The organism is Aeromonas sp. 5HA1, from assembly GCF_029237245.1.
Taxonomy (GTDB): domain Bacteria; phylum Pseudomonadota; class Gammaproteobacteria; order Enterobacterales; family Aeromonadaceae; genus Aeromonas; species Aeromonas salmonicida.
The window spans coordinates 121,595-148,564 of sequence record NZ_JAACFW010000004.1 but is presented as its reverse complement, the minus strand read 5'-3'; the positions used below and the strand labels follow the sequence as shown (position 1 = coordinate 148,564).

Genomic DNA, 26,970 nt, shown 5'->3' with positions numbered 1-26,970 from the left:
GATTCTCGCGTATGATGAATCCAACCGACCGCCATCAGGTTGGTTACCCCTAACACCCGGCTCGGCGAGGGCACGACCATGACCACCCCCGATTTCAATCTGCTGCTGACCCTGGATGCGCTGCTCGATGAGGGCAGCGTGGCCGGGGCGGCCAGGCGGCTGAAACTCAGCCCCTCCGCCATGAGCCGGGCACTGGCCCGCCTGCGTGACACCACTGGGGATCCGCTGCTGGTGCGCGCGGGCCGGGGGCTGGTGCCAACACCACGCGCCCTGGCCCTGCGCGAGCGGGTCAGCCAGCTGGTGCAGGAGGCCGAGGCCGTACTGCGCCCCCAGCAGGAGATAGATCCGGCCCACCTGGTGCGCACCTTTCGTCTCAGATCCAGCGACGGTTTCGTGGAGAGTGTCGGGGCGGCCCTGCTGGCGCGGCTCGCAGCCGAGGCGCCCGGGGTGCGGCTGCATTTCATGGCCAAGCCCGACAAGGAGAGTCAGCCCCTGCGCAGCGGTGAGCTGGATTTTGAAACCGGCGTGATCGGCACCAATACGGCGCCCGAGCTGCGCACCCAGGCGCTGTTTCAGGATCGCTTCGTCGCCGTGGTACGGCCGGGCCATCCACTGTGCGAGGAGCCCCTGACCGCCGCCCGCTATGCCGCCGCCCGCCATGTGCTGGTGTCGCGGCGCGGGCAGGAGCACGGCCCCGTCGACGAGGCGCTCGCCGCCCTGAAGCTGGAGCGTGCCATCACCACCCTGGTGCCGGGGTTTGCCACTGCGCTGGCGCTGGTGCGGGGCAGCGATCTGGTGGCGACAGTGCCAGCCCTGCACTGCGCCTCCCTGCACGCCGATCTGGTGACTCTGCCTCTGCCCTTTCCCCTGCCCGGGATCACCCTGGCCCTGCTCTGGCACCCACGGCTGGACGCCGATCCGGCCCACCGCTGGTTGCGCACCGTCATCCGCGAAACCTGCGCCCGCGCCCCCTATCAGGCCACTCCGAAAGAGCGGTGATCTGCGCCGCCATAATCCGCCGCACCAACCAGATGCCACACAGTGAAAGCACCTCTGTCGAGGTGTTTTCTTTCATTATGCCTGGCCAGACGGGCTCCCCCTCTTGCCCCCTTGCCCCGTGACAGCCAAAGTCCAGAATGCACCACTGGTATACCTATTTATGTATATCTTTGAATTGTATCGAATTACCCCTGAGGAGATATATAAATAGACACTTGATTTGCATCAATCGTCCCGTCCCTGCGACTGGGTAGCCTAGCCTCAGAATGATGTTTTATTACTCCAAACAAGAGGCAATCATGAGCAAAGTCAGGCTGGCCGTCATAGGGAACGGCATGGTGGGGCACCGCTTCATCGAAGAGTTGATCGAGCGGGCCGATCCGGACCGGTTCGAGATCACCGTCTTCGGTGCAGAACCGCGTCCCGCCTACGATCGTGTCCATCTCTCCTCCTACTTTTCCCACCATACCAGCGAAGATCTCTCCCTCGTCAAACCCGGTTTTTACGAGAAGCACGGCATCCGCCTGCTGCTCGGCGAAGCGGTGAAAAAAATCGACAGGGCGGCCCGCGAGGTGCATTCCAACAAGGGCACTGTGGTCGCGTACGACAAGCTGGTGCTGGCCACCGGCTCCTACCCCTGGGTGCCGCCCATTGCGGGCAGTCAGCACCACGAGTGCTTCGTCTATCGCACCATAGAGGATCTGAAAGCCATCCGCAGCGCCGCCAAGAGCGGCAAGAGCGGTGTTGTCATTGGGGGCGGCCTGCTCGGCCTGGAAGCCGCCGGCGCCCTCAAGGCGCTCGGCCTCGAGACCCACGTGGTGGAGTTTGCCCCGGTCTTGATGGCGGAACAGCTCGACGGTCAGGGTGGCCAGCTGCTGCGCCGCAAGATCGAATCCATGGGCGTGCAGGTGCACACCAGCAAGAGCACCAGCGAGATCCTGATGCACGGCGGTCGTGACGCCCAGCATCGCCTCGCCTTTGCCGACGGCAGCCAGCTGGAAGTGGATGTGGTGGTCTTCTCCACCGGCATACGCCCGCAGGATACCCTCGGTCGCTACGGCGATCTGGCCATTGCCGAGCGCGGCGGCATCGTCATCGATGACAGCTGCCTCACCTCGGATCCCGACATCTACGCCATCGGCGAGTGCGCCGCCTGGCAGGGCCGCTTCTTCGGCCTGGTGGCCCCGGGCTACAAGATGGCCCAGATCACGGTCGACCATCTGCTAGGCGGCGACAGCCGTTTCGAAGGGGCGGACATGAGCGCCAAGCTCAAGCTGCTCGGCGTCTCCGTCGGCTCCATTGGCGATGCCCATGGCCGCACCCCGGGCAGCCACAGCTATGTGTTCCAGGATGACCAGGCCGGCGTCTACAAGAAGATAGTGGTGAGCGAAGACAACAGCCGATTGCTCGGCGCCGTGCTGGTGGGCGATGTGGAAGATTACGGCAACCTGCTGCAGCTGATGCTCAACGCCCTGCCGCTGCCGAGCCACCCGGACACCCTGATCCTGCCCGCCTACGCCGGTGCCAAGCCGACCCTGGGGGTGGATGCCCTGCCGGAAAGCGCCCAGATCTGCTCCTGCTTCGACGTCTCCAAGGGCGACATAGCCCAGGCGGTGGCAGAAGGTCACACCACCCTGGCCGCCATCAAGCAGCACACCAAGGCCGGCACCGGCTGTGGCGGCTGCGTGCCGCTCATCAACCAGGTGCTCAACGCCGAGCTGGTGAAGCAGGGCATAGAGGTCAACAACCACCTCTGCGCCCACTTCCCCCACTCCCGCCAGGAGCTGTTCCACCTGGTCAAGGTGGAAGGGATCAAGAGCTTCGACGAACTACTGGCCAAGCACGGACACGGCTATGGCTGCGAGGTGTGCAAGCCCACGGTCGGCTCCATCCTCGCCTCCTGCTGGAACGGCTATGTGCTGAGCCCGCTCAATACCCAGCTGCAGGACACCAACGACATCTTCCTCGGCAACATGCAAAAAGACGGCAGCTACTCCGTCATCCCGCGCATGGCCGGTGGTGAAGTGACTCCGGAAGGCTTGCTGGCGGTGGCCGAAGTGGCCCGCGACTACCAGCTCTACACCAAGATCACCGGCGCCCAGCGCATCGGCCTGTTCGGTGCCCAGAAGGACGATCTGCCCGCCATCTGGCGGAAATTGCTGGCCGCCGGCTTCGAGACAGGTCAGGCCTACGCCAAGGCGCTGCGCATGGCCAAAACCTGTGTCGGCAGCACCTGGTGCCGCTTCGGCGTGCAGGACAGCGTCGGCCTAGGGGTCTTCCTCGAGAACCGCTACAAGGGCATTCGCACCCCCCACAAGATGAAGTTCGGTGTCTCCGGCTGTACCCGCGAATGCGCGGAAGCCCAGGGCAAGGACGTCGGCATCATCGCCACCGACGCGGGCTGGAACCTCTATGTGGGCGGCAACGGCGGCATGAAACCGCGCCACGCCGACCTGCTGGCCTCGGATCTCGACCGCGAAACCCTCATCAAGCTGATCGACCGCTTTATGATGTTCTACGTCACCAGCGCCGACAAACTGCAGCGCACCTCGGTCTGGCTCGGCAACCTGGAGGGCGGGGTCGACTACCTGCGCGAGGTGCTCGTCGACGACAAGCTGGGGCTGGTCGAGACGCTGGAACGCGATATCCAGACCCTGATCGACAGCTACGAGTGCGAATGGTCGCGCACCCTGAATGAAGAGGAGGCGCTCAAGCGCTTCAGCCACTTCATCAACAGCGGCAAGCGTGACCCGGACGTGCAGTTCGTCAGCGAGCGCGATCAGCACAGGCCCGCCACTCCGGCGGAGCGCATTCCCGTCTACCAGATCGAAGTGGAGGCAAAGTGATGAAATTAGCCTGTCAGCTCAATGACATTTTTCCGGGCACCGGCGTCTGTGCCCTGCTGGAAGGGCGCCAGAATATGCCTGTTTCGCTCGATGTGGAGGTTCAATCATGAAATTCGCCTGCCAACTCAACGACATCCTGCCGGGAACCGGCGTCTGCGCTCTGATCGAGGGGCGTCAGATCGCCCTGTTCCGTCCGAGCGACGCGGCCGAGGTGTTCGCCATCGACAACCGGGACCCCTTCTTCGCCGCCAACGTGCTGTCGCGGGGCCTGATCTGCGAACACGACGGCGAGCTCTGGGTGGCCAGCCCGCTCAAGAAGCAGCACTTTCGCCTGAGCGACGGTCATTGTCTCGAAAATGCAGCCATGTCTGTCCAGAGCTACCCCGTCGAAGTGCGCGACCAGCAAGTCTGGGTCGCCGTTTAACTACATGAATATCGGGGCTGCCCACAGGTGACCCCTTAAAGAGAACACCTATGTATACCGAGACCATCAACAAATGCGCCGCCAATGCGGCCCGCATCAACCGCTTCGAGCGCAGCGACAAGCTGGGCTTCTGGCTCAGCTCCGCCATGGCGGGGGCCTATGTGGGCCTGGGCATCATCCTCATCTTCACTCTCGGCAATCTGGTCGACCCCAGCATTCGCCCTCTGGTGATGGGAGCCACCTTCGGCATCGCCCTGACGCTGGTGATCATCGCCGGCTCCGAGCTGTTCACCGGCCATACCATGTTCCTCACCTTCGGGGTGAAGACGGGCAAGATCACCATGACCGATCTGCTGCGCATCCTGCCCCAGACCTGGGCAGGCAACTTGCTCGGCTCCATCGCAGTGGCGCTGATCTACTCCTACGGCGGCAGTCTGCTGCCGGATGCGGGCAGCCTGGCCCACAAGGTGGCACTGGCCAAGACCCAGGCACCGGCCCTGACCCTGTTCATGAAGGGGATCCTCTGCAACTGGCTGGTTTGCCTCGCCATCTGGATGGCGCTGCGCACCGAAGGTGCCGCCAAGTTCATTGCCATCTGGTGGTGCCTGCTGGCCTTCATCGCCTCCGGTTATGAGCACTCGGTCGCCAACATGACGCTGTTCGCCCTCTCCTGGTTCGGCGCTCACTCAGACGCCTACACCCTGGGTGGCATAGGCCACAACCTGCTGTGGGTGACCCTCGGCAATACCGTCTCCGGCGCCCTCTTTATGGGCCTCGGCTACTGGTATGCCACCCCCAAAGCGGATCGTCCGGTCGCAGTGACAGACGCCAACGCCGCCGCCAGCCATACCCAAACAGCCTGATCCGGAGGCCCCATGGACTACTTGCCCATCTTTTGCCGACTCGACAACAAACCCGTGCTGCTGGTTGGCGGCGGCGAAGTCGCAGAGCGCAAGGCGCGCCTGCTGCTGGACGCCGGCGCCCGGCTGACTGTGGTCTCTCCCGCACTCGACCCCGAACTGGCAGCCCTTGCCACCAGCGGGACGATCGACTGGCTGGCTGCCGAGTTCGAGCCGGCACACCTGACGGGCAAGTGGCTGGTGGTGGCCGCCACCGACAGGCGTGAAGTCAATGCGCTGGTCTACCAAAGCGCCAACCAGGCGGGCATCTTCGCCAACGTGGTGGACGACCCCAAGCGCTCCAGTTTCATCATGCCGTCGATCATCGACAGATCGCCGCTGATGGTGGCCATCTCCTCCGGCGGCAAGGCACCCGTGCTGGCCCGCTTGCTGCGGGAGAAACTCGAGGCCCTGCTGCCCCAGCATCTGGGTGCCGTGGCCGCCTTTGCCGGCGGCCTGCGGGTGCGGGTCAAGGCCCGTTTCGCCAGCATGGGAGAGAGGCGCCAGTTCTGGGAGCGGCTGCTTGGCGCCGACCGGCTCGGTCAGGCGCTGGCACGGGGTGACAAGGCATCGGCCAACCAGCTGGCCGACGCTCTGTTTGCCGAGGATGCAGGTGCCAAGGGGGAAGTGATCCTGGTGGGCGCAGGCCCGGGGGATCCCGGTCTGCTCACCCTGCACGCCCTGCGCCACATGCAACAGGCGGACCTGGTGGTCTATGACCGGCTGGTCTCCGATGAGGTGATGGCGCTGGTGCGCCGCGATGCCAGGCGTATCTTCGTCGGCAAGCAGGCGGGCAACCACTGCGTGCCGCAGGAGGGGATCAACCAGCTGTTGCTGGAAGAAGCCAGCAAGGGGCAGCGGGTGGTGCGGCTCAAGGGGGGAGACCCCTTCATCTTCGGCCGGGGCGGCGAGGAGCTGGAGACGCTGGTCGGCAGCGGCGTGGGCTTCCAGGTGGTGCCGGGGATCACGGCGGCGAGCGGCTGCGCGGCCTATGCGGGCATTCCTCTCACCCATCGCGATCACGCCCAGAGCGTGCGCTTCGTCACCGCCCACGGCAAGGGTGGCACCCAGGATCTGGACTGGCCCCTGCTAGCTCGGGATCAACAGACTCTGGTGTTTTACATGGGACTCTCATCGTGCGCCACCATACGCCAGAAGCTGACGGCTCACGGCAAGGCGGGCACAACGCCGGTGGCGCTGATCGAGCGGGGCACCCAGCCTCGCCAGCGGGTCATCCGCGGCACCCTCGACCAGCTGCCGGAGCTGGCCGTCGGGGTCGAGAGTCCCGCTCTTATCATGGTGGGCTCCGTGGTAACCCTGGCCGACAAGCTCGCCTGGTTCGGTCAGACCAACCATGGGATTCAAGCCGCCGCACTGGCCTGAACCCGCTATCTGCCAGTCCATTCAGACCGCCGCCATCATGGCGGCGGTTTTTTATGACGTCTGACGGCACTCATGGTCATAACCTCCTGTTTTGAGTCTGGTATCCTATGGGGAGGTCATCCGGCCAACCGATTTCAGGAATTCCGTTTCATGTCTCACCCCGTCAAGAACAGCGCCAAACAGCGTGAAAAAGACAGAAGGCGCATCCTCACCCTGCTGCTGGCCGACGATGCCCTCACCGACAGCCTGCTCGACCCCCAGTCGGCACAGGATGCGGCGCAGCGCGACCAGACTGGCGAAATAATCCGTCTGGTGAACCGACTGCCCGCCGCCGACGTCGCCGATACCCTGGAATCCCTGCCGCCGGACGAGCGGCACGCGCTGTGGCAGCTGGTGAATGAAGAGAAACATGGCCAGATCCTGGTCGAGGCATCGGAGACTGTGTGGGACAGCCTCATCAACGGCATGAGCGACAAGGCGCTGCTGCACGCATTGCGCTCTCTCGACATCGACGATCAGATCTATCTGGGCCAGTACCTGCCTCGCAACCTGATGGGCCGCCTGCTCACCTCCATGGCCCCGCCCCAGCGCGAACGGGTACGGGACGTGATCCGCTATGGCAAGCACACAGTCGGCGCCATGATGGACTTCGAGATCATCACGGTGCGAGCCGAGGTGAGCCTGGCGACAGTGCAGCGCTACCTGCGCCTGCGCGGCAAGATCCCCGTCAACACCGACAAACTGTTCGTCATCGACAGGCGCAACCGCCTGCAGGGGGAGCTGCCCCTCACCACTTTGCTGCTGCACAAACCGGATACCCTGGTCGCCAACGTCATGGAGCGGGATCCTGTGACCTTCGACCCGGAAGACAACGATGAAGCGGCGGCCCGAACCTTCGAGCGCGATGACCTGATTTCCGCAGCCGTGGTGGATGCCAAGGGCAAGCTGATGGGTCGCCTCACCGTCGCAGAGGTGGTGGACCTGGTGTATGAAGAGAGTGACACAGACCTGCGCCGCATGGGGGGTATCAGCGAGGATGAAGACCTGTTCGCCCCGGTCAGCAAGGCGGTCAAGACCCGCTGGGCTTGGCTCGCCATCAACCTCTGTACCGCCTTCGTGGCATCACGGGTCATAGGTCTGTTCGAACACACCATCTCGCAACTGGTGGCGCTGGCGGCCCTGATGCCCATAGTCGCGGGGATCGGTGGCAACACCGGCAACCAGACCATCACCATGATAGTCCGAGCGCTGGCACTGCAGCATATCCAGGCGGGCAACATCTCCTTCCTGCTGTGGCGTGAGCTGGGAGTAGCCCTCGTCAACGGCCTGGTATGGGGCGGCACCATGGGGGTCGCGACCTATCTGCTCTATCAGGATCCGGCGCTGGGTGCCGTGATGACGCTGGCCATGATGATCAACCTGCTGGTCGCCGCCCTGATGGGGGTCATCATTCCCATGACCATGACCCGTCTCGGCCGGGATCCCGCAATAGGCGCCAGCGTGATGATCACCGCCATCACGGATACCGGCGGCTTCTTCATCTTCCTCGGGTTGGCCACCCTGTTCCTCATCTAGGAACGACCAGCCTCAAACAACAAAGGGAGCCACTATGGCTCCCTTTGACTATCCCGCCCGGTGCAGGCAGCTACACCCGGTACTTGGCCACCGCCTGATGGAGCAGCTTGGCCTGCTCGGTCAACCCATGGCTGGATTTGGCATTCTCCTCCGCCATCAGACTCGACTCCTGGGCGATATCACGGATGTTGGTCACGTTGCGATTCACCTCGTTGGCCACCAGGCTCTGCTGCTCGATGGCGGCGGCGATCTGGGTGCTCATGTCCATGATGTGAGTGACATCCTGAGTGATCTGTCCCAGCAGATCACCCGCCGTGCTGGCCTGCTCCGAGCTGCTGTTGCCCTGTTCCCGGCAGGTTGCCATCATGCCCACTATGCTGCCGGTCTGTTTTTGCAGCGAGCTGATGATGCCGGCGATCTCCTGGGTCGACTTCTGGGTACGGATGGCGAGGCTGCGTACTTCGTCTGCCACCACCGCAAAGCCACGGCCCTGATCTCCCGCCCGCGCCGCCTCTATGGCCGCATTGAGGGCCAGCAGGTTGGTCTGCTCTGCAATGCCGCGGATCACGTCCAGCACAGAGCCTATGGTCTCGCTCTCTTTCTGCAACTGGGTCACCTCGCGGGAGGAGCTCTCCAGATTGCCCGCCAGCGAGCGGATCTGGCGAACCGTGTTTTCGACCGCGGTGCGCCCCTCCATCGCCTTGATGTTGGTCGCCTGGGCATTGTTGGCAGCCTGCTCAGTGTTGCGTGCTATCTCCTCTATGGTGGAACCCATCTCGGTGGAGGCCGTCGCCACCTGGTCTGTCTCCTGCAACTGCCTTGACGCCCCTTCGCTCGTGCGCCTGACGTTGCTGGAGAGGTGATCCGCCGCCTCGGTCAGGGTATGCACGCTCTGCTTCACGTCGCCGATGAGATGGCGAAAGCCGCCCAGCATCACGTCCAGATTACCCGCCAGCTGGGCCATCTCGTCAGCCCCTTTCAACTCAATCCTGAGGCGCAGGTCATTGTCCTGGCGGATGCGATTGACTGTGTCATTCACCCGCGAGATGGGTCTGTCTATGCTGCGGCCCAGCAGTACGCTCATGACGCCAATCAGCACTATGATCACTCCGCCACACACCAGCATCAGACTGTTGAGGCGGGAGGTCTGCCGTACCAGCTCGTCGGCGATATGCTGGCCGACAGCCGCAAAGCCCTGCTCGGTCTGATGCACCAGATCCCGCATCTGGTTGCGCAGTCCCTCATCCTCTTTCAGTCCCAGCACCTGCATCCCCTGCACCAGGGCAACGAAGTCCTGCCGGTACTGCTGGCTGGCCTGCTCCAGCTTGCCACGGTCAGCCTCCGGCAATACTGCCAGATTATCCTGGAAGCTCTTGTGCAGGGTCTGGAAACGCTCCAGATACTGGATGTCGAAGCGCAGCATGAAGTCTTTCTCCGCCCGTCTCAGTTGCAGCATAGTGACGAGCAGCCCTTGCTGATCCAGCTGTTTGAGCCCCTCTTCAACCTGATGCACCGCCGCTCTCAAGCGGCCATAAAGCCCATCTTCCGGCCCCAACCCGATAGTCTGCTGCTGGGTCACCAGATCGTTGAAGGCCTTGCCATAGAGCCCCATCTGCTGATCCAGCCGGGCCAGTTCACCGTGCACGACGCTGATGTTGTCATCTGTGCTCAGAGTCCGGTTGAGGGTGTGGAAATCAGCCAACTCTTTATTGAAGCGCTCGACGAAGGTCAGATCCTTGCGGATCAGGAAGTCTTTCTCGGCTCGCCGCAGGTTCAACATGGCGATTTCGAGCCCGTCCACATTGCGTTGGGCTTCAGCCAGATGGCGGCTTACCTGGCTGGAGTAGAGGAACAGAGCGCTCAGCACCAGCATGGCAACGGCCACCAGCGCGGTATTCAGGATCAATTTATGACGGATCAACACTATGGGCCTCTCACAAACAAGGGATGGACTGCATTGAGCTTATGCAGAAAACGTTATCCCTGTTGTTGTTCAAGGAATATTCATTGAAATGCCAGTCCCACTCCTTATACTGGTTCCACCTGTTTCCAGCGGTGGATTTGACACAATGGAATACAACACTTCAGAACTGTGCGACATCTATCAGGACATGGTGGATGTGCTCGAACCCATGCTCTGCTCCTTCGGCGGCCGCGCCTCTTTCGGCGGCGTCATCACCACGGTCAAATGCTTCGAATCAAACGGTCTTATTCGTGAGCTCGTCAAAGAGAACGGCGTCGGCCGCGTGCTGCTGATCGATGGCGGTGGCTCCATGCGCCGTGCCCTGATCGACAGCGACATTGCCACCACGGCCGCCGAGAACGAGTGGGAAGGGATCGTCTGCTATGGCTGCGTGCGCGAAGTCGACATCCTGGAAGATCTGGATATCGGTATCCAGGCACTGGCGGCCATTCCGGTTGGCGCCGACAGCAAGGACGTGGGGGAGACGGATCTGCCGGTCAACTTCGGTGGCGTCACCTTCCTGCCGGATGATCATCTCTACGCAGATACCACAGGGGTGATCCTCTCTCCTGAGGCACTCGATATCGAGTAAGCCGAAATCAACATGACGATGGGAGCCTTGGCTCCCATTTTTTATGGCTGAAACTTGCTGAAAAAAGACAAAAAAAAGAGGGCCAGAAGAACTGGCCCTATAACTGGAAGCAATGTGAGCAATGTCGTGCCTTCACAAGAAGTCCATCACGTTGGAACGAATGAAGTCTTTCCCGGAAAACAAGTTAACAATAATCATTCTCATTTAACTAAGCAACCCTTATTTTCCGAAAGTGCAAAAAAATTGACCACCGCTGGGGTGGTCAATCTCGTCAGGCTTGGCGCGTCGCCGTTTGCAGACCGGCCAATCCGGCCTCACCCACCAGCTTGCGGCTGAGGTAACGCAGCAAAACACCGTAGAGCGGTACAAACAACCCAAGGCTTATCAGCAGCTTGAATACATAGTCCACGGTGGCGATCTCGACCCAGTGCTCGGCCATGAAGGGATCTGTACTGCGCCAGAAGGCGATGCTAAAGAAGGCGATGGTATCCACCAGATTGCCAAACAGGGTCGAGGCAGCTGGCGCCACCCACCAGGCCCTGAGCAGGCGCAACCGGTTGAACACCACCACATCCATGAACTGGCCCACCAGATAGGCCATGAAACTGGCCAGAGCGATGCGCGCCACGAACAGGTTGAACTCGGCCAGATTACCGACCCCCTGGAAACTGCCTTCGAAAAACAGTACTGAGAGGACATAGGACACCGTCAGCGCAGGCAGCATGACTGTCTGGATAATCTTGCGTGCCAGGCCAGCACCGAAGATCCGTACCGTCAGGTCGGTGGCCAGGAAGATGAACGGGAAGCTGAACGCCCCCCAGGTGGTGTGAAAGCCGAAAATGGTGATCGGCAGCTGCACCAGATAGTTGCTGCTGGCAATGATCAGGATGTGGAACAAAGAGAGACGCACCAGCGCCGTGCGGTGCTGAGCAGGGGTCAAATTCATATTGTGACCTTTTTGGTTAATGGGGTTAGGGAACCCATACCGCCACCATTGGCGATAATTGAGGGGCGAGATTATACGCCCCCCAACTGATAGTTCAATCTCTATGCTGCTGATTCGGCCAGCGGCCATTGTCGCCTAAGGGTCAAGACCATAGGCCCCAAACCGATAGTTCAATCTTTATGCTGTCGGCCAAGCCAGATCACCACCTCGCGATCTGCCGGCTGCACTACCGCCAGCCAGCAACCGCTGTAGTGCTCATATTCCAGCCTGAGCTGACTCCCTTCAAATTCCAGCCGCCAGCTGTGACGATCGGCGCCCCACTCCTTGTCGACAAACCCTAACTCCCACTCCTGCAGCAAGCCCTTGGCCAGCGCCGGAAAGGTATCCCAGCAGAGTCCCGGGCAATCTAGCATGACAACGCCTTGTTCCAGTTCGATGCGATTCACGCGCCAATTCATGGTTTATTCCTCAGCTACTGCAAGAAAGCTCACCACCGCAATACCACTGGGGGACGGGCGTAGCCAGATCTGCATACTCGGGTTGTTCATCATAGGGCTGCTGCAAGGCAGCAAGCAGCCGCTCGAACGGGGTCATATCCCCACTCTCGGCGGCATCTATCGCCTGCTGGGCCAGGGCATTGCGCAGCACGTACTTGGGATTGATGGCATCCATCTGTGCCTTGCGGACAGCATCCTCGCTCCCCTCCCGGGTTAGCCGCACCCGATAAAGTTCAAGCCATCCCTGCCAGATGGCAGGATCCGGCAGCAAGGCCAGCAGAGAGACAGGCCACTCCCCCTTCCCTGTCACCTCACCCAGGCGGCGCAGGAAGAGGTGATAATCCACCCCTTGGCTCGCCAGCAGCTGGAACAGCTGGCGGAACAGGGCGGGATCTTCCTCCTCCCACTGCGTCAGCCCAAGCTTGGCCCGCATCAGCTCGGAGTAGTGCAGCATCAGCTGATGTTCGTACTGGGCCAGCGAGGTGGCCAGGGCGTCGCCGTCGACATGCCCGGCCAGCGCCTGCGCCAGCTTTTGCAGATTCCAGTAACCCACCGCCGGTTGCTGATCCAGTGCATAGCGACCATCCGGATCCGAGTGGTTGCAGACAAAATCCGGCACATAGGCATCGATGAAACCGTATGGACCGTAATCCAGGGTCAGCCCGAGCAGCGACATGTTGTCGGTGTTCATCACCCCGTGACAAAAACCAGCCGCCTGCCACTTGGCGATAAGCCGTGCCGTGCGGCGCACGACTTCGGCAAACAGCTCGGCGCCGTTGTTCAGTTCAGGGAAGTGGTAACGCAGCAGATAGTCGATGAGAGCCGGGATCTTCTCCCCCTGACCACTCCAGGCAAAGTATTCGATGTGACCGAAGCGCAGATGGCTGGGCGCGGTACGCAACACGGTTGCGCCCGTCTCTTCCTGCTCCCGGTAGACGGGCTCCTTGCTGCCCACCAGCACCAGTGCGCGGGTGCTGGGGATACCGAGAGCATGGAGCGCCTCTGAGGCAAGATACTCGCGGATGCTGGATCGCAGCACGGCGCGGCCGTCACCGAAGCGGGAGAAGGGCGTCTTGCCCGCCCCTTTCAGATGCAGATCCCAGCGCTGGCCATCGGTGGCCAGTCGCTCCCCCAGCAACAGGGCGCGGCCATCACCGAGGCGCGGGCTGTAACCACCGAACTGATGGCCCGCATAGACCTGCGCCACAGGCTGCATGCCAGGCAGCGGCTGCCCCAAACCACAACAGGCAAGCCAGTCAGTGTCACTGACACCCTCCAGTCCCAGCTCGGCCAGCAGGCCACGATTGAGATGCAGCAACCTGGGTTCACGCAGTGGCTGGGGGACGACAGGCTCACAAGCCCAGGGCAATTCAGTGGCAAAAGTGTTGATCAGCTTCATGGTGGTGCGATTCGTCCCTGCGTATGCTCGTGTCACTCTTTATACCGCCGTCGGCCGAGTTCGGCTAACAGGCGATTGCGCTATTTCATTTCAAGGAGAAGAAGATGCAAAGATGGGTGTATGCCCTGCCGCTGCTGGCACTGGCTTGGGGACATCTGGCCAAGGCCGCCGATATCGAAGCGGGCAAGGCCAAGGCGGCGGTCTGTGCTGCCTGTCACGGGGTAGAAGGCAAGGCACTGATCCCCAACTATCCCCATCTGGCCGGCCAGAATGCCGCCTATCTGGTGAAACAGTTGAAAGCCTTCAAGGATGGCAGTCGCCAGGAGCCCTTGATGGTGCCTTTTATGGCCCCCTTGACCGAAGCAGACATGGAAAATCTGGCTGCCTTCTATGCCAGCTTGAAATAACCCCCCTTATCCAGGCGACCCCAGCCCTTGCAAAGAAGGGTGTAAAAGTGCCCCTCCCATTCTTGAGCGGGAGGCTGGGGTCATTGCCTACCGCCGACAGTAGTCGATGATAAGGTCCATAAAGGCTTCGCCGAAGCGCTCCAGCTTGCGATGCCCGACGCCATTGATGGCGAGCATATCAGCCTCGGTCATCGGCATCAGCTGAGCCATCTCCACCAGAGTCGCGTCATTGAACACCACGTAGGGCGGCACCTCTTCGTCTTCGGCGATCTGCTTGCGCAGACCGCGCAGCTCCTTGAACAGCCGTTTGTCGTAGTTGGCGTTGTCCAGCAGGCCGTTGCGCTTCTCCTTGCGACTGGAGATGGGTTGCAACCGTGGCACCGCCAGTTCCAGCTTCATCTCGCCACGTAGCACGGGGCGGGACGCCTCGGTCAGCTGTAGCACCAGATTGCGGGTGATGTTCTGGGTCAGCAGCCCCTTGTGGATCAGCTGGCGGATCACGCTCATCCAGTACTCGTGGCTCTGATCCTTGCCGATGCCGTAGGTCGACAGCTTGTCGTGGCCATGGTCCTTGATGCGCTGGTTGAGAGAGCCGCGCAGCACCTCCACCACGTAACCGACCCCGAAGTTCTGACCCACCCGCCAGACGCAGGAGAGCGCCTTCTGGGCATCCTCGGTGCCGTCATAGCTCTTAGGCGGATCCAGACAGATGTCGCAGTTGCCGCACGGCTTGTCGTTGTATTCACCGAAGTAGTTGAGCAGCACCTGACGGCGGCAGGTCTGCGCCTCGGCAAAGGCCGCCATCACGTTGAGCTTGTACTGCTCAACCTGCAACTGCTGCGGGTTTTCTATGTTGTCGAGCAGGCGCCGCACCCGGCCTATGTCGGCGGGGTCGTACAGCAGCAGCGCCTCGGCCGGGGTACCGTCACGGCCGGCCCGGCCCGTCTCCTGATAGTAGGATTCGATGTTCTTGGGGATGTCGTAGTGCACCACGAAGCGCACGTTGGGCTTGTCGATTCCCATGCCGAACGCCACCGTCGCCACCACTATCTCGATGTCATCCTTGAGGAAGGCATCCTGGGTCTGCTGGCGCTGGGCCAGGGGCAGACCGGCGTGGTAGGGCGCGGCCTTGCTGCCGTGGCGGGAGAGGCGCTCGGCCACCTCCTCCACCCGATTGCGACTTGAGCAGTAGACGATGCCGCAGTTGCCCTTCTGGCTCTGCACATAGCGCAGCAGCTGCTCCGCCGCCTTGAACTTCTCCACCAAGCTGTAGCGGATGTTGGGCCTGTCAAAGCTGGCGGTATGGATGAAGGGATCGTTGAGCTCCAACCGGTGCAGCATGTCGCTGCGGGTCGCCTCGTCGGCGGTGGCGGTGAGCGCCACCACGGGCACCTGGGGGAACCACTGCTTGAGCCGGCCGAGCGCCGCGTATTCCGGCCGAAAATCGTGGCCCCACTGGGAGACGCAGTGGGCCTCGTCGATGGCGAACAGGCCGAGCGGCAGCTCCGCCAGCCGATCCATGAACTCATGCTGCAACAAGCGCTCAGGGGAGACGTAGAGCAGTTTGATCTCGCCGCGGCGCATGGCGGCAAAGTTCTGGATCATCTCCTCCCGGCTCAGGGCCGAGTTGATGTAGATGGCCGCCACACCGTTGGCGCGCAGGCTGTCGACCTGATCCTTCATCAGCGAGATAAGCGGGGAGACCACTACGCCCAGCCCAGGGCGCAGCAGCGCCGGGATCTGGAAGCAGAGTGACTTGCCGCCACCTGTGGGCTTGAGCACCATGGCATCGCGTCCCGCCACTATCTGCTCGATGATCTCCAGCTGGCCCGGCCGAAATTGCTGGTAGCCGAATACCGCCTGCAACAAGGCAAGTGGAGTATCGGGCAGGGTTTCGGCAATGACGGTCATGGGCTCTCCTTTGGGGTCGCCATTCTAAAGCAGCCGCCGCTCACAATAAACCTGCCATTGCGACTGTTAAGGAAGTGTTGCAGACTGGCTGGAGTTTTTACTCGGCTTTGATGACAGGGATCGGTATCAGAGAATGAAACACATGCTGAAGAAGATGGCGCTCAGTGGCATTGCCAACCTGTTCGCAGAGCGGATGCCGTTCAACAAGCTGATTGGCATGCAGGTGACCCACTACGACTTCGACAAGGTGGAGCTGCGCATCAAGATGGATGACAAGCTGATCGGCAACCCCTTCCACAACATCTTGCACGGCGGCGTCACCGCCAGCCTGCTGGATGTGGCCGGCGGCATGATAGTCGCCGCCTCATGCATCGACGAGCTGGAAGAGTTCTCTCCCAGCTACCTCAAGGAGCGATTCTCCCGCCTCGGTACCATAGACCTGCGGGTGGACTACCTGCGCCCGGGCCGCGGCAACGAGTTCATCGCCACCGCCCACATCATCCGTGCCGGCAGCAAGGTCGCCGTCGCCCGGATGGAACTGCACAACGAAGAGGGCACCCACATCGCCTTCGGTACCGGTACCTATCTGGTGGGCTGACCCCACCTATTGCATAAAAACCACGCTGCTAATCTGATTTTAATCATTAGAATCGTTACCCCCTCTGCCACCCACGGGTCCATACTGAAATTCGGGATTATGTGCAGAGGGAGGATTGCAGGCGATGAGTGCGAAACTGGCTACCAAACCATCCAGAGCCTTGTTGACACAGCTCGAGTCCATGCTCGACGAGGTGCAGACACCCGAGTGTCGCCACTGGCTGGAACAGGAGCTTGAGGGATACTCTCTCTGTTCGCACCTGCCCTGGTATCGCATCGTAGCCTGTCGGCAACGCGGTCACTTCTTGGATCTGAAGACGGGAAAATATTTGACCTGTCACATAAACAGTCAAACGCTAAGCCAACGCGATCTGGCCCAGATTCAGTTCATTTATGCCCGTGAACCCGCCGCCCATTATCTACTGCAACGCAATTCCGGTATTGAACCCTGGCCAGAACAGCTGCTGGAAGACTATCAGGAGCAGTTGATCCCCGGCCATTTATGCCTGCAAGCCTGGCATGAGCCCGTGTCTTCATTACGTTCACAACTGATGGAGGGAATCGAACATTTCATTAGTGAGTACCCCAAGCACGCGGCCTTGCAACCTCAACACAGCTTCAAGGCATTGCGGCATCAGCACTGGCATATCTGAGTAAGCGCCTGGCGCGCAAGGAGGGCACCATAGACAAGACCCATAGCGAGATTGCCACAATCTAGAGTGCCGGAGTCAGGATCAGACTCCACCCATGGGCCACCGAGCGGTGGCCCTTTTAATGGCTGCGCAACACGACGGCAAGAAGAGACAAGAGGAAAAAGGAAAGAAAAACTGTCTTGGTATCGATATGCCTCGGTCACAACCAGCAACCAGCAATATTTTTCGTACCGAGGATCAGCAAAATCCAGATGCGAAAAGGCCGCTCATTGAGCGGCCTTTTCTAATATGGTCGGTGTGAGAGGATTCGAACCTCCGACCCCTTCGTCCCGAACGAAGTGCGCTACCAAGCTGCGCTACACACCGATGTCTGCGGGGCGAGAATTTACCTAAAGCCCTGACATGACACAAGCCTTTTTTACATTTGACAGGAAAAAAGTGGCTATTGGTTCAACTATTCAACGCTTTGGCCCAGGGTTCACAGAAAGGGTGCACCGCTGTGACATTTTTCCAACCTACCTCAGGAAAACTGAAATTCGGCCGGGCCCAGCAAACGGCGCTGCCAATCAGCCACCACTCCATGTTCCAGCCAGTTGGCCGCATGCTGGCGCCAATTGGGGGATAGCGCCGGGTTTTCCAGCAGCAACAGCAGATCCGCTTCGTTGCGCACCTGGTTGAACAATATGTCAGCGGTGCGCTTTACGGTCAGAGCGGGATAGGGTCTGTCGACCAGCTCCATAGTCTCTTGCGGTACGACCGTCCCCTCCTCCAGTACCCGCAACAACCAGCCACAGCGACCATTGAGTTGCATCACCTGAGAGAGCTGGGGGTAACCAAAGCGCAGGTTCAGTTTGAAACAAGGGGACCTAGGCTGGCTTATCTGGATCAGCGCCTCACCGAGCCGATAGACATCACCAATACAGGCCTGCTCCTCGGTCAACCCAAGGCCGGACAGATTCTCGCCAAAAGCGGCGGGTTGCCAGGGTATGCGGGGCGCAGCAAGGCCCATGGCGGTTTGCCAGTTGTGCCACCAGGGGTAGTGATCGGCAGGGTAGTAGTGCAGCGCCCTATCCGGGCCGCCATGATGACGTGGGTCACTTTGCTCATCGCCACCCAGACCGCCAAAACCGCACCAGAGCGGTATGGTCGTGGCTTGCTTGTTGATGGCACTGACCAGGCCCGGTACCAGTTCGGTACCCTGGCCACTAAAGATGGAGATCCGCATTCTCATCCTCCGGATTGACGAGAGAATGCGGATATTAGCACGAGGTCAGGCGACTGCCTGCATCTGGGTGGTCATGGCGATCTCGGCGCGGCGACGTTTTTCCGCCCTGGCCATCAGATACCAGCTGCTGAAGGTGAACAGCGACACTGACAGCAGGATCAGGCTGGCCACAGCGTTGATCTCGGGTTTCACCCCGAGCCGCACTGCCGAGAAAACTTCCATCGGCAAGGTGGTCGCGCCCGGCCCCGAGACAAAGCTCGCCAGCACCAGATCATCCAGCGACAGGGCAAACGACATCATGCCGCCCGCCGCCAGCGAAGGGGCGATCATGGGGATGGTGATCAGGAAGAACACCTTCCAGGGCTTGGCCCCCAGATCCATGGCCGCCTCCTCGATGGAGAGATCCAGCTCCCGCAGTCGCGCCGACACCACGATCGCCACATAGGCGGTACAGAAGGTGGTATGGGCAATCCAGATGGTCAGCATGCCACGCTCGGCAGGCCAGCCCACCAGTTGCGCCATGGCGACGAACAGCAGCAACAGCGACAGACCCGTGATCACTTCGGGCATCACCAGGGGTGCCGTCACCATGCCACCGAACAGGGTCCGGCCACGGAAGTGCGGGATCCGGGTCAGCACGAAGGCAGCCACAGTCCCCAGCGCCACGGCAGCAACCGCAGTGTAGAGCGCTATCTCCAGCGAGCGCAGCACGGATCCAATCAGCTGCTTGTTATCGAGCAGGCCGAAGTACCACTTGAGGGACCAGCCTCCCCATACCGTCACCAGCTTGGAGGAGTTGAAGGAGTAGATCACCATGATGACCATGGGCAGGTAGATAAACAGCAACCCCAGCCACAGCATCATCTTGGCAAAACCGAAACGTTTCATACCTTGCCCTCCAGCTCTTTAGCCTGGTTGCAATTGAACAGGGAGGACAGAGGGACTATCAGCAGTTCCTTCTTCATACCTTGCCCTCCAATTCCTTAGCTTGGTTGCGGTTAAACAGGATGATGGGGACTATCAGCACCGCCAGCATCACTACCGCCAGGGCAGAGGCCACCGGCCAGTCGCGGTTGTTGAAGAACTCCTGCCACAGCACCTTGCCGATCATCAGGGTCTCCGGGCCACCAAGCAGCTCCGGGATCACGAACTCACCCACGACCGGGATAAACACCAGCATGCAGCCGGCAATGATGCCGTTCTTGGAGAGGGGCACAGTGATCCGCCAGAAGCGGGTCAGGTTGCGGGCACCGAGATCGGAGGCTGCCTCCAGCAGACTCTGGTCATGTTTGACCAGATTGGCATAGAGCGGCAGCACCATGAACGGCAGGTAGGAGTATACGATGCCGATGTAGACAGCCAGGTTGGTGTTGAGGATCTGCAGCGGTTCGTCGATGAGGCCAATGCCCATCAACAGACTGTTGAGCAGGCCGTTGTTGCTGAGGATCCCCATCCAGGCGTAGACCCGGATCAGAATGGCGGTCCAGGTTGGCATCATGATGAGCAACAACAAGACCGTCTGGGTCTCCTTGTTGGCGCGCGCTATGGTGTAGGCCATGGGATAGCCGATCAACAGACAGAGCACTGTGCTGATGAAGGCTATCTTGAGGGAGCCAATATAGGCAGCTATGTAGAGCTCATCCTCCTGCAGCAACAGGTAGTTGCCCAGGTTGAGCAGTATGGTGAGCTGATTGTCGGCCCAGCTCACCACGTCGGTATAAGGCGGGATCGCCACGTCCGCTTCGGCGAAGCTGATCTTCACCACTATGATGAAGGGCAGCAGGAAGAAGAGGAACAGCCAGAAGAACGGAATGCCGATCACCAGCTGGCGCCCACCCAGTCGCTTCAGTCGTCTCAATGCCTTCATGATTGCAGCACCACGCCGCTGTCATCTTCCCAATAGAGGAACACCTGGTCATCCCAGGTTGGCCGCTTGCCGTGGCGTTCGGCATTGGCGATGAAAGCCTGAACGATTTTGCCCGAGGGCAGCTGGATATGATAAACCGAGTGACCACCCAGATAGGCGATGTCATAGACCTCACCCTTGGTCCAGTTGAAGTCCGGATGCTCGATCTCGGTCGGTTTCTGGGTACTCATCAGCAGTTTTTCCGGCCGCAGCGCGTAGGTCACCTTCTTGTTCTCGGCGCGGGAGCTGATGCCGTGGCCCACGTAGATGGGCTGTTCCAGGTCGGCGCAGGCGATGGTGGCGTGGTCCTGCTCATCCTCCACCAGCAGGCCGTCAAACAGGTTGACGTTGCCGATGAACTCGCACACCAGCCGGCTGGCAGGGGTTTCGTAGATATCCATCGGGCTGCCTATCTGCTCGATGCAGCCGAGGTGCATGATGGCGATCCGCTCGGCCATGGTCATGGCCTCTTCCTGATCATGGGTCACCATGACGCAGGTTACGCCGACCCGCTCTATGATCTCCACCAGCTCCAGTTGCATCTGTGAACGCAGCTTCTTGTCCAGCGCCCCCATGGGTTCGTCCAGCAGCAACAGCTTGGGGCGCTTGGCCAGGGAACGAGCCAGAGCGACCCGCTGGCGCTGACCACCGGAGAGCTGATGCGGCTTGCGGCGCGCATACTGGGCCATCTGCACCAGCTTGAGCATCTCTTCCACCCGCGCATCCACCTCCGCCTTGGGCAGGCCATCCTGCTTGAGACCAAAGGCGATATTCTGCGCCACCGTCATGTGGGGGAACAGGGCATAGGACTGGAACATCATGTTGATGGGACGTTCATAAGGCGGCATGTCGGTGATGTCGACGCCATCGAGGAACAGTCGCCCCTCTGTGGGGCGCTCGAATCCCGCCAGCATCCGCAGCAGGGTCGATTTGCCGGAGCCGGAACCTCCCAGCAAGGCGAAGATCTCCCCCTTGTGGATGTTGAGGGACACGTTGTCGACCGCCAGCGTTTCATCGAACTGCTTGCTTACCCGATCTATTTTAACCAGCACTTCTTTGCGCTGCTGGTTGCCCTCGAGGGCTTTCTTGTAGGCACTGGAGGCTATCGCCATTACCAAACTCCCAAACGTGATACCGGCCTTTGGCCGATCCATAAAACAATCTGGCGCCCCGGGGTGGGCGCCAAGGTTAGGTTCCGGACTTGATCTTGGTCCAACTCCGGGTGATCAGACGCTGCACCGCCCGGGGATGCGCTTGCTGCACATAGAGCCGTTCCAGCACCGCCTGGGGTGGATAGACTGACTCGTCATCTCGCACGCTCTCGTCCATGTACTCTCCCGCCTTGGCATTGGGATTCGCATAGCCCACATAGTTGCTGACCTTGGCGATCACTTCGGGCTGGAGCACATAGTTGATGAGGGCATGCGCCTCTTTCACATTGGTGGCATCCGCCGGGATAGCCATCATGTCAAACCAGAGATTGCCCCCCTCTTTCGGGATGCTGTAGGCAATATTGATCCCCTTGCCCGCCTCGTCGGCACGGGCCGCTGCCTGCAATATGTCGCCGGAGAAACCCGCCGCCACACAGATGTCGCCATTGGCGAGATCGGCTATGTACTTGGATGAGTGGAAATAGGTCACATAGGGCCGCACCTTCAGCAACTGTTCCTCGGCACGCTTGATATCTTCCGGCTTATGGCTGTTGGGATCGAGTCCGAGGTAGTTGAGCACGGCCGGGATCATCTCGTCCGCCGAGTCGAGGAAGGCGACACCACAGCGGGACAGCTTCTGCATATTTTCCGGTTCGAAGATCACAGCCCAGGAGTCAATCTTGTCGACTCCCAGCACATCCTTGATCTTGTCGACGTTGTAACCGATGCCGTTGGTTCCCCACAGATAGGGGACTGCGTATTGGTGACCCGGATCCACCTTGTCGAGCTGCTTGAGCAAGACGGGATCCAGATTGACCAGATTGGGCAGCAGGGCGGGATCCAGCTTCTGGAATGCACCTGCCGTGATCTGCTTGGCCAGGAAGTTGTTGGAAGGCACCACCAGATCGTAACCGGTACGTCCGGTCAGCAACTTGCCTTCCAGGGTCTCGTTGGAATCGAACACGTCATAGACGGTCTTGATCCCGGTCGCCTGCTGGAAATCGCTGAGGGTGGTTTCACCGATATAATCGGACCAGTTGTAGAAATGAACCACGGGGGCGGCATGAGCCAGGCTTGCCAACCCCAGGGCCAGGGTCATAGTCACTGTCTTGGTTGTGTGCACGTATCAGTCCTCATCTGTTTTTGGTATGCCAGCTGCGCATCCATACGCGCCGTTCAACCTGTCGGGTTGTCACCACCCTCCCGGCCGAACTGCAGACCGGGAGGGGTACTCGTCACTTACTTGCCAGACTTGATCTTGGTCCAGCTGCGGGTCATCAGGCGCTGCACCTTGGCCGGCAGATCCGGGAAGGTATAGATCTTCTGCAGCGTCTCGGCATTGGGGTAGATACCCGGGTCGGTACGGATAGCCTCATCCACCAGGGGCGTCGCTGCTTTGTTGCCATTCGGGAACTGCACAAAGTTGGTGATGCTGGCGATCACCTCAGGCTTCATCAGGTAGTTGATGAAGGTGTGCGCGGACTCTGCGTTCTTGGCATCAGCCGGAATGGCGATCATGTCAAAAAAGCTGCCCGCCCCCTCTTTCGGAATGCTGTAGGTCAGCGCCACGCCGTTGTTGGCTTCCGCTGCCCGCGCCTTGGACTGCTGCAAGTCACCGGAATAGCCGACCGCGACGCAAAGGTTGCCGTTGGCCAGATCCGAGATGTACTTGGAGGAGTGGAAATAGGCGGTATAGGGGCGGATGGAGAGGAACAGTGCCTCTGCCTGCTTCAACTCGTCCGGCTTCTGGCTATCCGGTTTGAAGCCCAGATATTGCAGGGCGGCCGGCAGCATTTCGGTCGGTGAGTCGAGGAAGGAGACACCGCACTCCTTCAACTTGGCCATGTTCTCCGGTTTGAACACCAGATCCCAGGAGTCCACCGGCGCATCCTTGCCCAACACGGCTTTTACCTTCTCGGCGTTGTAGGCATAGCCGATGGTGCCCCACAGGTAAGGAATGGAGTACTGGTTGCCCGGGTCACTCGGTTCGAGCGCCTTCAACAGGTCGGCATCCATATTTTGCCAATTGGAGAGTTTGGACTTGTCCAGTTTCTGGAACACGCCCGCCTTGATTTGCTTGGCCAGGAAGGGGTTGGACGGCACGACTATGTCGTAACCTGAACTGCCCGCCAGCAACTTGGCTTCCAGCACCTCGTTGCTGTCGAACACGTCGTATACCACCTTGATGCCCGTCTCTTTCTGGAAGTTTTCCAGGGTCTCCGGCGCGATATAGTCGCTCCAGTTGTAGACGTGCAACACCTTCTCGTCGGCCATCGCCCCGGTACTTGCCATGACCAGCGCCACAGAAGCGGCAATCATTCCCGTTTTGAAAGACATCGTCCTTGTCTCCTAAGCAAATTATATGCGTAAGCCAACCTGCCCAGCCCCCGCCTACCCTTTCAGCTTTGCCGCCGTCAGATCCAGACTGAGCCTGGCCAGATTGACCAATTCATCCACCTGTTCCTCGGTGATGACCAAGGGGGGCGATATGATCATGGTATCGCCGACCGCCCGCATCACCAAGCCATTGTTAAAGCAGAATTCCCGGCAGGTCATGCCGGCTTGCAGCCCAGCCGGGAAGCGGCTGTTGGTCTGCTTGTCCTGCACTATTTCCAGCGCGGCCACCAGGCCTTTGCCACGGGTTTCGCCCACCAGCGGATGGTCTGCCAGCTCGCGCCAGCGGCGCTGCAAATAGGGGCCGATAGTATCATGAATTCGCTTAACTATGCTTTCGCTTTGCATAAGCTTAATGTTGGCAATGGCGACGGCGCAGGCCACCGGATGACCGGAATAGGTGAAGCCGTGGTTGAATTCGCCGCCCTCGTCCACCAGCACCCTGGCAACGCGATCCCCCACCATCACGGCCCCCATGGGCAGATAGCCGGAGGTGATGCCTTTGGCCAGGCACATGAGGTCCGGCTTGATGCCGAATCCCTCGCTGGCGAACCAGTGGCCGGTACGGCCAAAGCCGCAGATCACCTCGTCGGCAATGAGCAGGATACCGTAGTGATCGCAGATACGCTGGATCTCGGGCCAGTAGCTGTCGGGGGGAATGATGACGCCGCCGGCGCCCTGGATGGGCTCGCCGATGAAGGCGGCCACCTTGTCCACCCCCAGTTCCAGGATCTTCTGCTCCAGCTGGCGGGCACGCTCCAGACCGAACTCGTGGGCACTCATGCCCTGCCCCTCACCGAAGTGATAGGGCTGATCGATGTGCACTATGCCGGGAATGGGCAGGCCGCCCTGGGCGTGCATGCCCTTCATGCCACCCAGACTGGCACCCGCCACGGTGGAGCCGTGATAGGCGTTGTGGCGGCTGATGATCACCTGCTTGTCCGGCTGCCCCTTGCTGGCCCAGTAGTGGCGGACCATGCGCAGCACCGTATCGTTGCACTCGGAGCCAGAGCCGGTGAAGAAGACATGATTGAGATGGGGCGGAGTCACCTCGGCCAGCAGGGTCGCCAACTCGATCACAGGAGGGTGTGCTGTCTGGAAGAAAAGATTGTAGTAGGGCAATTGCTGCATCTGTTTGGTGGCTGCCTCCACCAGCTCCTGACGACCGTAGCCCATGTTGACGCACCAGAGTCCCGCCATGCCGTCCAGAATGCGACGCCCGTCGGAGTCTTCCAGATAGATGCCTTCGGCCCTGGTGATGATGCGGCTGCCCTTCTGGTTCAGCGCCTGAAAATCGGTAAAGGGATGCAGGTGGTGGCTGGCATCCAGCTGCTGCCACTCACGTGTCGTGTGCTGCATTGTATTTGCTCCTCGGTTCCTTCGATTTAAGCGGGACTCTTTCGTCAATCAATCCGGGTGGCAGGCGCGCTTTCAGTCACTGCCACTCACAGCTGGCATGCTTTCTGGTGTCTTCGATACAAGGACAGGAGAGGCCGGGTCTGGCCTCCCCACTGTAGGGGCTGGCACGCCCACGGGATCACACGTTCAGCAGCAGGAACTCGCGCTCCCAGCGGCTGATCACCCCGAAGTAGGTCTCGTACTCCTTGCGCTTGACAGCCACGAAGGCGCGGATGAAACGCTCCCCCAGCATCTCCTTGAGGGGCTCGCACTGCTCAAGATGGCTCAGAGCCTCCTCCAGCGAGCGGGGCAGACTGTAAGGCAGGTCATAGGCGCTCGACTTCATTTCCGGCAACGGATCCAGCTTTTCCATCATGCCGAGGTAGCCGCAGGCCAGGGTCGCAGCCAGCGCCAGATAGGGGTTGGCATCGGCGCCAGCAAAACGGTTCTCTACCCGGCGGGCACTGGCATCGGAGAAGGGCACCCGCAGGCCACAGGTGCGGTTCTCTACACCCCACTGCACGTTGCGCGGCGCGCTCTCGCCAAAGGTGAGCCGACGATAGGAGTTGACGTTCGGCGCCAGCAAGGCGGTCACGGCTGGTGTGTATTTCTGCAGACCGGCGATGAAGTGCATGAACTGCTCGGTATTACCGCCATTGTCCGTGCCGAACAGGTTGCGACCGTTCACATCTTCCAGGCTCTGGTGGATGTGCATGGCGGAGCCCGGCTCGTCGCTCATCGGCTTGGCCATAAAGGTGGCATAGATGCCGTGACGGTGAGCCGCTTCCCGCATGGTGCGCTTGAACAGGAACACCTGATCGGCCAGAGCGATGGCATCGCCGTGCAGAAAGTTGATCTCCATCTGGGCGGCGCCGGATTCGTGGATAAGGGTGTCCACTTCCAGTTCCTGCGCCTCGCAGTAGTCGTACATGTCCTCGAAGATGGGGTCGAATTCGTTGACCGCATCGATGCTGAACGACTGGCGAGCCGTCTCCGGGCGGCCATTGCGGCCAATGGGCGGTACCAGTGGATAGTCGGGGTCTTCGTTGCGCTTGACCAGGTAGAATTCGAGCTCGGGGGCCACCACCGGCTTCCACCCCTGCTTCTCATAAAATGACAGGACCCGACGCAGCACCGAACGCGGCGCTATGTCGATAAGATTGCCATTGATGTCGAAACAGTCGTGGATCACCTGAGCGGTCGGCTCCAGCGCCCAGGGCACGAAACGAATGGTGTTGGGGTCCGGGTAGAGCTGCATGTCCCGCTCCAGCGGGTCTATCATGCTGTCGTCATCCGGGTACTCGCCGGTCACCGTCTGGGTGAAGATGACCTCGGGCAGCCGCATGCCCCCTTCGCGCAAAAATTTGTTGGCTGGAATGATCTTGCCTCGGGCATTACCGGTGAAATCCGGAAACAGGCACTCCACTTCCGTGATGCGATTGCTCTCCATCCAGCCCTTGATACTGTCCATGTTAAACCCCGACTTTACGATTGCCATTGGCAAGGGTGTCTAGTATATGGAACACCCTTGTTATCAAATTGTAATCAACAACACCATAAAAGCCCGCCGTTAAGGCCGATGTCAAGCGGTGGTGTTTAAAAAATTATAAATAACGGTGCATATAATGACCATGTCGGCACCAAATACTAAACACCTTGGCTCACCCAGGACCCACTGCAAGCTCGATGCCAACGAGGGGGCAGGATCCTCCATGTTCTCAGTCAGACCCTGTCCGAATCGGGTCATTTTTTTGCAAGGGCGCACAATCCTTATCCTATTTGCTTTGCATGCCTGCATTTTTTTG

The 26,970-nt window shown here is 60.3% G+C and carries 23 protein-coding genes, 1 tRNA gene and 1 pseudogene; 11 read left to right on the top strand and 14 right to left on the bottom strand.

What is annotated here, in order from left to right; translation table 11 throughout:
- Positions 1 to 78 precede the first annotated feature (78 nt).
- The 7 genes and pseudogenes from GWQ27_RS05500 (at position 79) to mgtE (ending at position 8,126) form a co-directional block, all read left to right on the top strand.
- On the top strand, positions 79 to 999 hold the full coding sequence (locus GWQ27_RS05500; RefSeq protein WP_219591463.1) for a LysR family transcriptional regulator: 921 nt from the start codon (positions 79 to 81) through the stop codon (positions 997 to 999).
- A gap of 299 nt (positions 1,000 to 1,298) precedes the next feature.
- Positions 1,299 to 3,845, top strand: a complete 2,547-nt coding sequence (nirB, locus tag GWQ27_RS05495; protein ID WP_275906873.1) for a nitrite reductase large subunit NirB — start codon at positions 1,299 to 1,301, stop codon at positions 3,843 to 3,845.
- Positions 3,845 to 3,916: pseudogene (gene nirD / locus GWQ27_RS05490) on the top strand (nitrite reductase small subunit); the annotation flags it as partial. The gene nirB and the pseudogene nirD (GWQ27_RS05490), both read left to right, overlap by 1 nt.
- Positions 3,917 to 3,951: 35 nt before the next feature.
- Positions 3,952 to 4,269 carry a nitrite reductase small subunit NirD gene (gene nirD, locus GWQ27_RS05485; protein WP_275906872.1) on the top strand — a complete coding sequence of 106 codons (318 nt, stop codon included), beginning with the start codon at positions 3,952 to 3,954 and terminating at the stop codon, positions 4,267 to 4,269.
- Between the two features lie 50 nt (positions 4,270 to 4,319).
- Positions 4,320 to 5,132, top strand: a complete 813-nt coding sequence (nirC, locus tag GWQ27_RS05480) for a nitrite transporter NirC (RefSeq protein ID WP_275906871.1) — start codon at positions 4,320 to 4,322, stop codon at positions 5,130 to 5,132.
- Positions 5,133 to 5,144: 12 nt separating this feature from the next.
- Positions 5,145 to 6,551, top strand: coding sequence for a siroheme synthase CysG (cysG, locus tag GWQ27_RS05475; protein ID WP_275906870.1), 1,407 nt, complete (start codon positions 5,145 to 5,147; stop codon positions 6,549 to 6,551).
- Between the two features lie 150 nt (positions 6,552 to 6,701).
- Positions 6,702 to 8,126 (top strand): magnesium transporter, encoded by a 1,425-nt coding sequence (gene mgtE / locus GWQ27_RS05470; protein ID WP_058395131.1) that lies wholly within the window; start codon positions 6,702 to 6,704, stop codon positions 8,124 to 8,126.
- Positions 8,127 to 8,196: 70 nt separating this feature from the next.
- On the opposite strand, the gene GWQ27_RS05465 is transcribed toward mgtE, so the two are convergent.
- Positions 8,197 to 10,050, bottom strand: coding sequence for a methyl-accepting chemotaxis protein (locus GWQ27_RS05465; protein ID WP_275906869.1), 1,854 nt, complete (start codon positions 10,048 to 10,050; stop codon positions 8,197 to 8,199).
- A 145-nt stretch (positions 10,051 to 10,195) separates the two neighbouring features.
- On the opposite strand from GWQ27_RS05465, the gene rraA reads away from it, so the two are divergent.
- Positions 10,196 to 10,681, top strand: a complete 486-nt coding sequence (gene rraA / locus GWQ27_RS05460) for a ribonuclease E activity regulator RraA (RefSeq protein WP_005318362.1) — start codon at positions 10,196 to 10,198, stop codon at positions 10,679 to 10,681.
- 271 nt (positions 10,682 to 10,952) lie between these two features.
- On the opposite strand, the gene GWQ27_RS05455 is transcribed toward rraA, so the two are convergent.
- The 3 genes from GWQ27_RS05455 to GWQ27_RS05445 form a co-directional block, all read right to left on the bottom strand.
- On the bottom strand, positions 10,953 to 11,627 hold the full coding sequence (locus GWQ27_RS05455; protein WP_059111846.1) for a 7-cyano-7-deazaguanine/7-aminomethyl-7-deazaguanine transporter: 675 nt from the start codon (positions 11,625 to 11,627) through the stop codon (positions 10,953 to 10,955).
- A gap of 170 nt (positions 11,628 to 11,797) precedes the next feature.
- Positions 11,798 to 12,085 (bottom strand): DUF3630 family protein, encoded by a 288-nt coding sequence (locus GWQ27_RS05450; RefSeq protein WP_275906868.1) that lies wholly within the window; start codon positions 12,083 to 12,085, stop codon positions 11,798 to 11,800.
- A 10-nt stretch (positions 12,086 to 12,095) separates the two neighbouring features.
- Positions 12,096 to 13,523: a protein adenylyltransferase SelO gene (locus tag GWQ27_RS05445; protein ID WP_275906867.1), complete on the bottom strand. Its 1,428-nt coding sequence runs from the start codon at positions 13,521 to 13,523 to the stop codon at positions 12,096 to 12,098.
- 104 nt (positions 13,524 to 13,627) lie between these two features.
- Between GWQ27_RS05445 and GWQ27_RS05440 the strand changes: the two genes are divergently transcribed.
- Positions 13,628 to 13,930, top strand: a complete 303-nt coding sequence (locus GWQ27_RS05440) for a c-type cytochrome (protein ID WP_125608323.1) — start codon at positions 13,628 to 13,630, stop codon at positions 13,928 to 13,930.
- Positions 13,931 to 14,017: 87 nt separating this feature from the next.
- Here the strand turns inward: GWQ27_RS05440 and recQ are convergent, their stop codons facing one another.
- Positions 14,018 to 15,841, bottom strand: a complete 1,824-nt coding sequence (gene recQ / locus GWQ27_RS05435) for an ATP-dependent DNA helicase RecQ (protein ID WP_275906866.1) — start codon at positions 15,839 to 15,841, stop codon at positions 14,018 to 14,020.
- A gap of 133 nt (positions 15,842 to 15,974) precedes the next feature.
- Between recQ and GWQ27_RS05430 the strand changes: the two genes are divergently transcribed.
- Both GWQ27_RS05430 and GWQ27_RS05425 read left to right on the top strand, forming a co-directional pair.
- Entirely contained in the window at positions 15,975 to 16,439 is a 465-nt protein-coding gene (locus tag GWQ27_RS05430; protein WP_275906865.1) for a thioesterase family protein, read from the top strand.
- A 124-nt stretch (positions 16,440 to 16,563) separates the two neighbouring features.
- Positions 16,564 to 17,091: a hypothetical protein gene (locus GWQ27_RS05425; protein ID WP_005318344.1), complete on the top strand. Its 528-nt coding sequence runs from the start codon at positions 16,564 to 16,566 to the stop codon at positions 17,089 to 17,091.
- A gap of 289 nt (positions 17,092 to 17,380) precedes the next feature.
- Here GWQ27_RS05425 and GWQ27_RS05420 read toward each other — a convergent pair.
- The 9 genes from GWQ27_RS05420 to GWQ27_RS05380 form a co-directional block, all read right to left on the bottom strand.
- Positions 17,381 to 17,457 (bottom strand) — tRNA-Pro (locus GWQ27_RS05420).
- Between the two features lie 154 nt (positions 17,458 to 17,611).
- Positions 17,612 to 18,316, bottom strand: coding sequence for an MOSC domain-containing protein (locus GWQ27_RS05415; protein WP_275906864.1), 705 nt, complete (start codon positions 18,314 to 18,316; stop codon positions 17,612 to 17,614).
- Positions 18,317 to 18,361: 45 nt separating this feature from the next.
- Entirely contained in the window at positions 18,362 to 19,204 is an 843-nt protein-coding gene (locus GWQ27_RS05410; RefSeq protein WP_005318337.1) for an ABC transporter permease subunit, read from the bottom strand.
- 73 nt (positions 19,205 to 19,277) lie between these two features.
- Positions 19,278 to 20,183: an ABC transporter permease subunit gene (locus GWQ27_RS05405; RefSeq protein WP_005318334.1), complete on the bottom strand. Its 906-nt coding sequence runs from the start codon at positions 20,181 to 20,183 to the stop codon at positions 19,278 to 19,280.
- The gene (gene potA / locus GWQ27_RS05400) at positions 20,180 to 21,334 is read right to left on the bottom strand and encodes a polyamine ABC transporter ATP-binding protein (RefSeq protein ID WP_005318332.1); all 1,155 of its coding nucleotides are present in this window, start codon (positions 21,332 to 21,334) and stop codon (positions 20,180 to 20,182) included. Before potA ends, GWQ27_RS05405 begins: the two co-directional genes overlap by 4 nt.
- A 76-nt stretch (positions 21,335 to 21,410) precedes the next feature.
- Entirely contained in the window at positions 21,411 to 22,496 is a 1,086-nt protein-coding gene (locus tag GWQ27_RS05395) for a polyamine ABC transporter substrate-binding protein (RefSeq protein ID WP_059111854.1), read from the bottom strand.
- A 116-nt stretch (positions 22,497 to 22,612) separates the two neighbouring features.
- The gene (locus GWQ27_RS05390) at positions 22,613 to 23,710 is read right to left on the bottom strand and encodes a polyamine ABC transporter substrate-binding protein (protein ID WP_081097817.1); all 1,098 of its coding nucleotides are present in this window, start codon (positions 23,708 to 23,710) and stop codon (positions 22,613 to 22,615) included.
- 54 nt (positions 23,711 to 23,764) lie between these two features.
- Positions 23,765 to 25,126, bottom strand: a complete 1,362-nt coding sequence (locus GWQ27_RS05385; protein ID WP_099994574.1) for an aspartate aminotransferase family protein — start codon at positions 25,124 to 25,126, stop codon at positions 23,765 to 23,767.
- A 178-nt stretch (positions 25,127 to 25,304) separates the two neighbouring features.
- Positions 25,305 to 26,636, bottom strand: a complete 1,332-nt coding sequence (locus GWQ27_RS05380; protein ID WP_219598034.1) for a glutamine synthetase family protein — start codon at positions 26,634 to 26,636, stop codon at positions 25,305 to 25,307.
- Positions 26,637 to 26,970 lie beyond the last annotated feature (334 nt).

Coding starts and splice junctions, on each gene's coding strand:
- GWQ27_RS05500 (WP_219591463.1), top strand. CDS start 79: ATGACCACCCCCGATTTCAATCTGCTGCTGACCCTGGATGCGCTGCTC.
- nirB (WP_275906873.1), top strand. CDS start 1,299: ATGAGCAAAGTCAGGCTGGCCGTCATAGGGAACGGCATGGTGGGGCAC.
- nirD (WP_275906872.1), top strand. CDS start 3,952: ATGAAATTCGCCTGCCAACTCAACGACATCCTGCCGGGAACCGGCGTC.
- nirC (WP_275906871.1), top strand. CDS start 4,320: ATGTATACCGAGACCATCAACAAATGCGCCGCCAATGCGGCCCGCATC.
- cysG (WP_275906870.1), top strand. CDS start 5,145: ATGGACTACTTGCCCATCTTTTGCCGACTCGACAACAAACCCGTGCTG.
- mgtE (WP_058395131.1), top strand. CDS start 6,702: ATGTCTCACCCCGTCAAGAACAGCGCCAAACAGCGTGAAAAAGACAGA.
- rraA (WP_005318362.1), top strand. CDS start 10,196: ATGGAATACAACACTTCAGAACTGTGCGACATCTATCAGGACATGGTG.
- GWQ27_RS05455 (WP_059111846.1), bottom strand. CDS start 11,627: ATGAATTTGACCCCTGCTCAGCACCGCACGGCGCTGGTGCGTCTCTCT.
- GWQ27_RS05450 (WP_275906868.1), bottom strand. CDS start 12,085: ATGAATTGGCGCGTGAATCGCATCGAACTGGAACAAGGCGTTGTCATG.
- GWQ27_RS05445 (WP_275906867.1), bottom strand. CDS start 13,523: ATGAAGCTGATCAACACTTTTGCCACTGAATTGCCCTGGGCTTGTGAG.
- GWQ27_RS05440 (WP_125608323.1), top strand. CDS start 13,628: ATGCAAAGATGGGTGTATGCCCTGCCGCTGCTGGCACTGGCTTGGGGA.
- recQ (WP_275906866.1), bottom strand. CDS start 15,841: ATGACCGTCATTGCCGAAACCCTGCCCGATACTCCACTTGCCTTGTTG.
- GWQ27_RS05430 (WP_275906865.1), top strand. CDS start 15,975: ATGAAACACATGCTGAAGAAGATGGCGCTCAGTGGCATTGCCAACCTG.
- GWQ27_RS05425 (WP_005318344.1), top strand. CDS start 16,564: ATGAGTGCGAAACTGGCTACCAAACCATCCAGAGCCTTGTTGACACAG.
- GWQ27_RS05415 (WP_275906864.1), bottom strand. CDS start 18,316: ATGCGGATCTCCATCTTTAGTGGCCAGGGTACCGAACTGGTACCGGGC.
- GWQ27_RS05410 (WP_005318337.1), bottom strand. CDS start 19,204: ATGAAACGTTTCGGTTTTGCCAAGATGATGCTGTGGCTGGGGTTGCTG.
- GWQ27_RS05405 (WP_005318334.1), bottom strand. CDS start 20,183: ATGAAGGCATTGAGACGACTGAAGCGACTGGGTGGGCGCCAGCTGGTG.
- potA (WP_005318332.1), bottom strand. CDS start 21,334: ATGGCGATAGCCTCCAGTGCCTACAAGAAAGCCCTCGAGGGCAACCAG.
- GWQ27_RS05390 (WP_081097817.1), bottom strand. CDS start 23,710: ATGTCTTTCAAAACGGGAATGATTGCCGCTTCTGTGGCGCTGGTCATG.
- GWQ27_RS05385 (WP_099994574.1), bottom strand. CDS start 25,126: ATGCAGCACACGACACGTGAGTGGCAGCAGCTGGATGCCAGCCACCAC.
- GWQ27_RS05380 (WP_219598034.1), bottom strand. CDS start 26,636: ATGGACAGTATCAAGGGCTGGATGGAGAGCAATCGCATCACGGAAGTG.